This is a genomic window from Streptococcus oralis, assembly GCF_001578705.1.
Classification (GTDB): domain Bacteria; phylum Bacillota; class Bacilli; order Lactobacillales; family Streptococcaceae; genus Streptococcus; species Streptococcus oralis_J.
Window position 1 is genome coordinate 541,262 of record NZ_KQ969037.1, and the last position, 8,059, is coordinate 549,320.

At 43.4% G+C, this 8,059-nt stretch carries 9 protein-coding genes; all 9 read right to left on the reverse strand.

Annotation, left to right across the window (positions count from 1 at the left end):
* Nucleotides 1-47: 47 nt before the first annotated feature.
* Nucleotides 48-776: a metallophosphoesterase family protein gene (locus tag SORDD05_RS02625; protein ID WP_061416968.1), complete on the reverse strand. Its 729-nt coding sequence runs from the start codon at nt 774-776 to the stop codon at nt 48-50.
* Complete coding sequence (recN, locus tag SORDD05_RS02630; RefSeq protein ID WP_061416969.1) at nt 777-2,444, reverse strand: DNA repair protein RecN; 1,668 nt, start codon at nt 2,442-2,444, stop codon at nt 777-779.
* 6 nt (nt 2,445-2,450) lie between these two features.
* A complete protein-coding gene (locus SORDD05_RS02635) occupies nt 2,451-2,882 on the reverse strand; it encodes an arginine repressor (protein ID WP_061416970.1) in 432 nt (143 codons plus the stop codon).
* Nucleotides 2,875-3,690: a TlyA family RNA methyltransferase gene (locus SORDD05_RS02640; RefSeq protein ID WP_061416971.1), complete on the reverse strand. Its 816-nt coding sequence runs from the start codon at nt 3,688-3,690 to the stop codon at nt 2,875-2,877. Before SORDD05_RS02640 ends, SORDD05_RS02635 begins: the two co-directional genes overlap by 8 nt.
* The gene (locus SORDD05_RS02645; RefSeq protein ID WP_061416972.1) at nt 3,683-4,558 is read right to left on the reverse strand and encodes a polyprenyl synthetase family protein; all 876 of its coding nucleotides are present in this window, start codon (nt 4,556-4,558) and stop codon (nt 3,683-3,685) included. The genes SORDD05_RS02640 and SORDD05_RS02645 overlap by 8 nt, the downstream gene beginning before the upstream one ends.
* Nucleotides 4,555-4,767, reverse strand: coding sequence for an exodeoxyribonuclease VII small subunit (locus SORDD05_RS02650; protein WP_000043226.1), 213 nt, complete (start codon nt 4,765-4,767; stop codon nt 4,555-4,557). The genes SORDD05_RS02645 and SORDD05_RS02650 overlap by 4 nt, the downstream gene beginning before the upstream one ends.
* Nucleotides 4,745-6,085 carry an exodeoxyribonuclease VII large subunit gene (gene xseA, locus SORDD05_RS02655; protein ID WP_061416973.1) on the reverse strand — a complete coding sequence of 447 codons (1,341 nt, stop codon included), beginning with the start codon at nt 6,083-6,085 and terminating at the stop codon, nt 4,745-4,747. The genes SORDD05_RS02650 and xseA overlap by 23 nt, the downstream gene beginning before the upstream one ends.
* A gap of 128 nt (nt 6,086-6,213) precedes the next feature.
* Complete coding sequence (gene udk, locus SORDD05_RS02660) at nt 6,214-6,852, reverse strand: uridine kinase (protein WP_001181369.1); 639 nt, start codon at nt 6,850-6,852, stop codon at nt 6,214-6,216.
* Between the two features lie 112 nt (nt 6,853-6,964).
* Nucleotides 6,965-7,843 (reverse strand): tRNA pseudouridine(55) synthase TruB, encoded by an 879-nt coding sequence (truB, locus tag SORDD05_RS02665; RefSeq protein ID WP_061416974.1) that lies wholly within the window; start codon nt 7,841-7,843, stop codon nt 6,965-6,967.
* Nucleotides 7,844-8,059 lie beyond the last annotated feature (216 nt).

Genomic DNA, 8,059 nt, shown 5'->3' on the forward strand with positions numbered 1-8,059 from the left:
ATAAATTGTTTTTAACATTTTGACAAGACCATACCCTGCTAGGAGTACTAATCTTCGGCAACAAAACCATCATTCTCGATAAAGTGGTGTTCTGTCATTCCTTGGTCTGTAAAGACGATTCCATGAAGGACACCACCATAGACAGCTCCTCCATCCATGCCAATCTTGCCATCTCCTGTAATCCAAAGCTCAGCAGTACCACGCTCTTGCTTCAGCAAACCATAAACTGGTGTATGGCCAAAGACAATGGTCTTTCCAGTATGATTTTCAGCTTCGTGGAATGGTTTTCTGAGCCATACTTTCTTATAATCTGTCGTTTCATGCCAATCATCCAAAGTCAAATCAATACCTGCATGAACAAAGATATACTTGTCTGTCTCTACTACAAATGGCATTTGACGAATAAATTCGACCAAGTCTGCTGCTTCTGTCGCAACACGTTTGGCATCTTCTACGCCATCAACTGGTGCATCCAAGGGACGACCTAGGATAGAGTTAATGGTTGTATCACCACCATTACGACGATAATGGTCATAGCTTTCTTCTGGGTCATCAAGCCAAGTTAGAAACATATACTCATGGTTACCTGATAAACAAATAGTTCCTTGATTGTCGACCAGGTCTTTGACCATTTCTAGAACACGGCGACTGTCTTCACCACGGTCAATCAAATCCCCTAGAAAGAGCAGCTGAGTTTGACCATCCCAAGTTTTGAGCAGATCTTCTAGCATACCTGCTTTCCCGTGAACATCTCCAATTACATAATAGTCTGTCATTTATTTCATCCTCGTTTGCAATAATTCTCTGGCTTGGGTAAGGGCAGCTTCTGTTACATTTTCCCCAGCCAACATCTTGGCTACTTCCTCTACTCGCTCTTCTAAAGTCAAAAGGCGAACCGTCGACACCGTTGAGTGCTCATCGCTAATCTTCTCAATAAAGAATTGATAATCCGCGATGGCAATCACTTGTGGAAGGTGAGAGATAGCAAGAACCTGACCATGCTGGCCAATCTTATGAATCTTCTGAGCGATGGCTTGGGCCACACGACCTGAAACTCCCGTATCCACCTCATCAAAGACAATACTGGTCTTGCCTTCCTTACGAGAAAAGGCTGACTTGATAGCTAGCATGAGACGGGATAATTCCCCACCAGACGCAACCTTAACCAAAGGCTTAAAGTCTTCACCAGGGTTGGTGGAAATGTAAAATTCGACCATTTCATTCCCCTCACGACTAAATTTGCCCTTGCTAAAGCGAACCTGGAACTGTGCCTTCTCCATATAGAGATCCTGAAGTTCTTGTTTAATCTCAGCCTCAAGCTGCTGGGCCAAGTCATGGCGAGCAGATGCAAGCTGACCTGCCAAGTCGACAAGCTTGACTTCCAATTTTTTGAGCTCTGCTTCCATGTCTTCGGAAGAAAGGTTATTCCCTGTCAAGAGATTGTACTCATCCGTAATCTTGGCAAAATAAAGCAGGACATCGTCCACAGTCCCACCGTATTTACGGGTAATAGTATTCAGAAGGTCTAAGCGATTCTCAACCTGCATGAGGCGATTACCATCAAAATCCAAGTCCTCAATAATATCTTCCAAACGCTTGCTAATATCTTCTAAAACATAGTAAGTTTCTGATAGAGAACTTGAAATTTCACGATATTCAGGATCGTATTCTTCAACACTCTCCATGTCATTCATAGCGGAACGGACATTTGCTAGGCTAGAAAACTCCTCATTGTCCAACATGGTGTAGGCATTTGTCAAGGTGTCTGCTATGTTCTTGTGATTGAGAAGTTTATCTCGTTCTTGGTTGAGAGCCAAGTCTTCACAAGCCTGCAAGTTTGCTGCTTCAATCTCTGCCATTTGAAATTCCAACATCTCAATGCGAGCCTTATGTTCCTGCTGGTTTTTCTTGACTTCCAAAACCTGCTTGCGCATTTTGCGATAGGCATCAAAGCTCGTCTGATAGGTCTCCTTCAACTCCAAGAAAGCAGCATCACCAAACTCATCCAACATCTGGATGTGCAGTTGAGGACGCATTAACTCTTCTTGGTCATGCTGACCATGGATATCTACAAGGTGTCGCCCAATAGCACGCAAGACAGAAAGATTGACCATCTGGCCATTCACACGACTAACACTACGACCGTTTTGCAGAATTTCACGCCGTATGATGATCTCATCTCCCAATTCTAAACCTTGCTCATCAAAAAGTTCCTGTAAAAGGCGACTATTTTCAACTGAGAAAAGCCCCTCAATCTCCGCCTTTGGCGCACCGTAACGAATAACGTCTGTCGTTGCACGAGCCCCCAACATGAGATTCATAGCGTCGATAATGATAGACTTTCCAGCACCCGTTTCCCCGGTCAAAACAGTCATACCCTTTTCAAAATTGAGGGAAATCGCCTCAATAATGGCAAAGTTTTTTATCGAAATTTCAAGTAACATATAAACCTACCAATTTTTTACTTGTTCAAACATTTCCTTGGCGTCTTCTTCATTTCTCAAGATAATCAAAATTGAGTTGTCGTCTGCCAGACAGTTGAAAATTCTCTCTGAGAAAGTATTCATCAGCTGACTCTTGACAAAGGCAGTATTCCCAGGAATGACATCCAGATTGATCATATTTCCCATGCGCTCAGAACCTATTATGTTATTCTCAGCCAACTGCAAACTTCTTACAATTGTTTTTGGCAATTCATAGATGTATTTATTGTTCTTCAAGGGAATTTTTACGATACCCAGTTCCTTAATATCTCGTGACACCGTCGCTTGAGTGGCAGAGATACCTGCTTCTTTTAAATGCTCAACGATTTCTTCCTGAGTCCCTATTTGATAATCCGTAACAAATCTTCTAATTTTTTCAAGTCTTTCTTTTTTATTCATCTTTAAATTCTCTATGTGCTCTCTCTACAACTTTTTCTATTTCAGGGGCAACTTGGTTACTTGCTCCCTCTTCCTTTTTCAAATATGCCAGAAATTCAATGTTTCCATGTCCACCTTGGATTGGTGAATAGTCTAATCCAAGCACTGAAAAACCTTGATCAACTGCCATAGCAGTGACTGATTCAAGGACAGTTTGATGAATCTTGGCATCGCGAATGATTCCATTTTTTCCGATTTGCTCACGACCTGCTTCAAACTGAGGCTTAATCAGAGCTACAATTTGACCTTGATCAGCCAAAACACGATGCAAGGCTGGTAAGATCAGACTCAGGGAAATGAAACTCACATCAATACTGGCAAAGCTCGGTTCCTGCTCAAAATCAGTCTTTTCAGCATAACGAAAATTAAACTGCTCCATGCTAACAACCCGAGGATCTTGACGCAATTTCCAAGCTAACTGATTGGTACCAACATCCACCGCATAGACAAGCTCGGCACCATTCTGCAACATGACATCGGTAAATCCTCCAGTAGAAGCCCCAATATCAATCGTTGTTTCCCCATCCACTGACAAATCAAAGACCTGCAAGGCCTTTTCAAGTTTGAGACCACCACGACTGACATACTTGAGTTTTTCACCCTTGAGTTTCAGCTCAGTGTCATCAGGAATTTTCTCTCCTGGTTTGTCAAAGCGTTCTCCATTAAGGACTGCTACGACTAGGCCTGCCATGACACCGCGCTTGGCCTGTTCTCGCGTTTCAAACAAGCCCTGTTTATAAGCTAGTACATCCACTCTTTCCTTAGCCATTGATTCTCAAACTTTCTACTACTCTTACAATTGATTCTGTTTCAAAGGGAACCTGCTGGGCAATTTCTTCTAATTTTACATTAGCTTGATCCAGAGTTTGGTTACAAAAAGCAATCGCCTCCTCCAAACCCAACAAGGCTGGATAGGTTGACTTTTCTGCCTGCAAATCCTTTTGTGGAGTCTTCCCGATTTCCTCAAAACTAGCTGTCACATCCAGCACATCATCTCGAACTTGAAAGGCCAGCCCAATCAATTCACCAACCGTTTTCAATTTTGCTTGGATTTCAGGCGCCAATTCTGCTATGATAGCGGCGGCTTGGAAAGGATAGGCTAGTAATTTTCCAGTTTTATTGGCATGAATGGTCTGAAGTTCTTCCAAGGACAAGTGCTGGTGTTCGCCCTCCATGTCCAGAACCTGCCCTGCAACCATGCCCAGACTACCTGACGCAAGGGATAAGTTGGCAATCAAGTCCACCTTGATCTGACTTGGCAAATCTGCCAGAGCTATCAAGGCGTAAGGATCTAGGAACAAGGCATCTCCTGCCAAAATCGCCATAGCCTCGCCGAATTTCTTATGATTTGTCAAGCGTCCCCGACGATAATCGTCGTCATCCATAGCAGGTAGATCATCGTGAATCAAACTTCCTGTATGAATCATTTCCAAGGCCGCAGCCACCTGCGCGTGAGCTGGTTGGATTGCGACCTGCAAGGCTTCCAAAACTTCTAACAAGAGAAAAGGCCGAATACGCTTGCCACCAGCATGAATGGAATAGAGAACAGCTTCTCGTAAACTAGAAGCAAACTGCTGGTCTCCATAAAAATTTTCCAAAGCCGACTCGACAAGAGCTAATTTTTCTTGCTTCTTCATTCAAAATCACTTTCTGTTCCGTCTTCTTGCATGACCTTGACCAAGGTCTTTTCAGCCTTGTCCAGCGTCGCCTGAAGTTCTTTTGACAAGACCATACCCTTTTGAAAGGCAGCAATCGCATCTTCCAGAGCGATTTCACCATTTTCCAAACTTTGGACAATGGTCTCCAGTTCTGCTAGATTTTCCTCAAATTTCTTTTGTTTTGACATCTTTAACCTCTAATTCTACCTGACCATCTCGCATCAAAAGCGTCACTTGGTCTTTTTTATTCAACATCTCAACCGAATCGACTACGGACTCATCTTTTTTGACAATAGCATAGCCACGCGCCACAATTCGGCTAGTATCCAACATCAGCAAAGCTTCTGAAAGGCGCTTGACCTCAGCAACCTTGGCATCATAAACCAGCGCCATTTGGCTACGTAAGAACTTGTCCAACTGGCCTAGACGGTCTTGATAGCGTTGGATTTTTGTATCAGGTGATAATTGTACCAGTTGGTGTGTCCTTGCTTGGACAACTTGTTTGCTATCGGAAATCCGCGTTCGCAAACTTTGTTTTAATAGTAGTTGCAGTTGATCCAAGCGTTGCAAATAACCGTCATACAAGCGCTCTGGCTGTCTAAAGATAACAGACTGACTGCATTTCTTCAAAGCTTCTTGTTTCTTAGATAGGACATTTTGGACTGCTGTTGCCATTCGTTTTTCTTGATTTTGCAAATGAGCCAAGAGATCCAACTTGGTTACAGGTGTTGCCAGTTCTGCTGCAGCCGTTGGTGTCGCAGCCCGACGATCCGCCACAAAGTCTGCCAAGGTCACATCCGTCTCATGCCCCACACTAGAAATGATTGGCAAGCGAGATTCAAAAATAGCTCGTACCACAATTTCTTCGTTAAAGGCCCAGAGATCCTCGATAGAACCCCCACCACGACCAATGATGAGGACATCTAGATCCTCATGCTGATTGGCACGAGCAATATTCCCTGCTATTTCCTCAGCAGCTCCATCTCCTTGCACCTTGGTCGGATAGAGGAGAATATCCACACCGGGAAAGCGTCTGCTCACGGTCGTGATAATATCTCGAATAACGGCTCCACTGCGACTGGTTACTACACCGATTCTCTTAGAAAATTGGGGCAGGGGTTGCTTGAAGCGTTCTTGAAACAGGCCCTCTTCTGTCAATTTTTTCTTGAGTTGTTCAAACTGAATCGCAAGCGCACCAACTCCATCAGGTTCAGCCTTCTCAATGATGATGGAGTAGCTCCCGCTCGGTTCATAAACCTGAACTCGCCCAATTACATTGATCTTCATTCCCTCTTCGAGGTCAAAACCTAATTTCTGATAAATCCCTGACCAGATGGTCGCTTGAATAACTGCATGGTCGTCTTTTAGGGAGAAATATTGGTGAGTAGGTCGTTTACGAAAGTTGGAAACTTGACCAGTTAAATAGACCCGTTCCAAGTAAGGGTCTTTATCGAATTTCATTTTCAGATACTTGGTCAAAGTTGTTACCGATAAATACTTTTCCATCTCCACCTACTATTCATTTTCTTGCTTTTCCATGGGTATTATTATACCAAAAATATGCTTAAAAATCTCTTTTTTCATACCGAAACTAAAGGAAAAATAGAAAAAGGAGGCCAAGCCTCCTCGTCTGATTATTTGCTGTTACGAGCTTCTTCCAAAATCTTTGCAATCTTGGTTGTCAACAGGTCGATAGCCACGGTATTGCTGACTCCCTCAGGAATGACGATATCCGCATACCGCTTAGTCGGCTCGATAAACTGGTGGTACATGGGTTTGACCACACCCAAATACTGATCAATAACACTATCTAGACTACGGCCACGCTCCTCCATATCACGCTTGATACGACGAATAATGCGCACATCATCATCTGTATCTACAAAAATCTTAATATCCATCAAATCGCGCAAGCGCTTGTCCTCTAAGACCAAAATCCCCTCAACGATAAAGACATCTTGAGGCTCCTGACGATAGGTCTTGCTACTCCGTGTATGCGCTGTATAGTCATAAGTCGGAATGTCCACTGGACGCCCTGCCAACAATTCCTTAATCTGCTCGATCATCAAATCTGTATCAAAGGCGAATGGATGGTCGTAGTTGGTTTTGACACGCTCTTCAAAGGTCAAGTGAGACTGATCCTTGTAGTATGAATCATGCTCAATCATGGAAATCTTTTCATCAGGGAAATGCGATAAAATGGCTCTTGAAACACTGGTCTTACCACCACCAGAACCACCTGTCACTCCGATAATGATTGGTCTATTTTGCATGCTATCCTCCGTTTTTTTATCCGTCGTCTATTCTATCATATTTTTTGCAAAATTTATAGTCTGATTTGGATAGTCTAGGGGGAAACGATTCCATCCCCACACTCCGGTTAGATTAGCCAAAAACCTTTCTTGGTTTGTAGAAATTGCCCCTTTTTTCTAGAATTGCTAGCAATGTATCTCCCTCAAAGGCAGCCAATTCCTTATCCGACTGATCAAGCTCGATAAAACGACCAAAGCGCACTTCTTTAGCCTCTTCTGGACTTAGGAAAACTTTAACAAGATCCCCCGTACCAATCTCTAGAGGATGGAGAAAGTCCAGTTGACCAGCCTCCATTTTTTCAGCAATTTCTTCCAAGGTCAAGGCATCTTCTAGCTGTAAACCTGCAGCACTAGTCCGTGTCAGGTGAGACATATGAGCTGCATAACCAAGCTTCTCTCCCAAATCAACTGACAAGGTACGGATGTAAGTCCCTTTACTGCATTTCACACGAAAGGTAAAACGTGCAAGATAACCCTCATAAGAAATCGGACTTGTTCGATCAAATTGATAAATGGTCACCTGACGTTCTGGACGTTCCACTTCCTGACCAGCACGCGCATACTCATATAGCTTGCGGCCATTGACCTTGACAGCCGAATACATAGGCGGAATCTGTGTAATAGGCCCAGTAAAGCTCGCAATCGCTTCATCGACAATGGTTTCATCCAAGGGCGACAAAACAGGGGTCTCTGCGACCACTTCCCCACTAGCATCCTCGGTCGTTGTTGAATAGCCAAGAGTGATTTCTCCCTCATAAACCTTGCCCTCATCTTGCATAAACTCGACCATGCGTGTCGCCTTACCAACCGCAATAGGCAAAACACCCACCACATCCGGATCCAGCGTCCCACCATGACCAATTTTCTTGGTTCCCAAAATCTTACGCAGTTTAAAAACCGCATCATGCGAGGTCATCCCCGCTTCTTTTTTTAAGTTGATAATACCGTTCATTTGTTACTTTCTAATTCCCTTTTCACTTTACATCAACATATTCTATCTTAGACAGATTTTAAAACTATATCAGCTCATTTTTCTAAATTCTTCCTAGCTTCCTGAACATAAAAGAGTTCTGGATTTTCATGGGCGATACTTTCAAACAAACTACGAGCACGAGCTTCATCTCCTTTTAGCTGAGCATTGAGAGAGCCGTAATAAGAAAACATGATT

Coding starts and splice junctions, on each gene's coding strand:
- truB (WP_061416974.1), bottom strand. CDS start 7,843: ATGAACGGTATTATCAACTTAAAAAAAGAAGCGGGGATGACCTCGCAT.
- SORDD05_RS02640 (WP_061416971.1), bottom strand. CDS start 3,690: ATGGCTAAGGAAAGAGTGGATGTACTAGCTTATAAACAGGGCTTGTTT.
- SORDD05_RS02645 (WP_061416972.1), bottom strand. CDS start 4,558: ATGAAGAAGCAAGAAAAATTAGCTCTTGTCGAGTCGGCTTTGGAAAAT.
- udk (WP_001181369.1), bottom strand. CDS start 6,852: ATGCAAAATAGACCAATCATTATCGGAGTGACAGGTGGTTCTGGTGGT.
- SORDD05_RS02650 (WP_000043226.1), bottom strand. CDS start 4,767: ATGTCAAAACAAAAGAAATTTGAGGAAAATCTAGCAGAACTGGAGACC.
- xseA (WP_061416973.1), bottom strand. CDS start 6,085: ATGGAAAAGTATTTATCGGTAACAACTTTGACCAAGTATCTGAAAATG.
- recN (WP_061416969.1), bottom strand. CDS start 2,444: ATGTTACTTGAAATTTCGATAAAAAACTTTGCCATTATTGAGGCGATT.
- SORDD05_RS02625 (WP_061416968.1), bottom strand. CDS start 776: ATGACAGACTATTATGTAATTGGAGATGTTCACGGGAAAGCAGGTATG.
- SORDD05_RS02635 (WP_061416970.1), bottom strand. CDS start 2,882: ATGAATAAAAAAGAAAGACTTGAAAAAATTAGAAGATTTGTTACGGAT.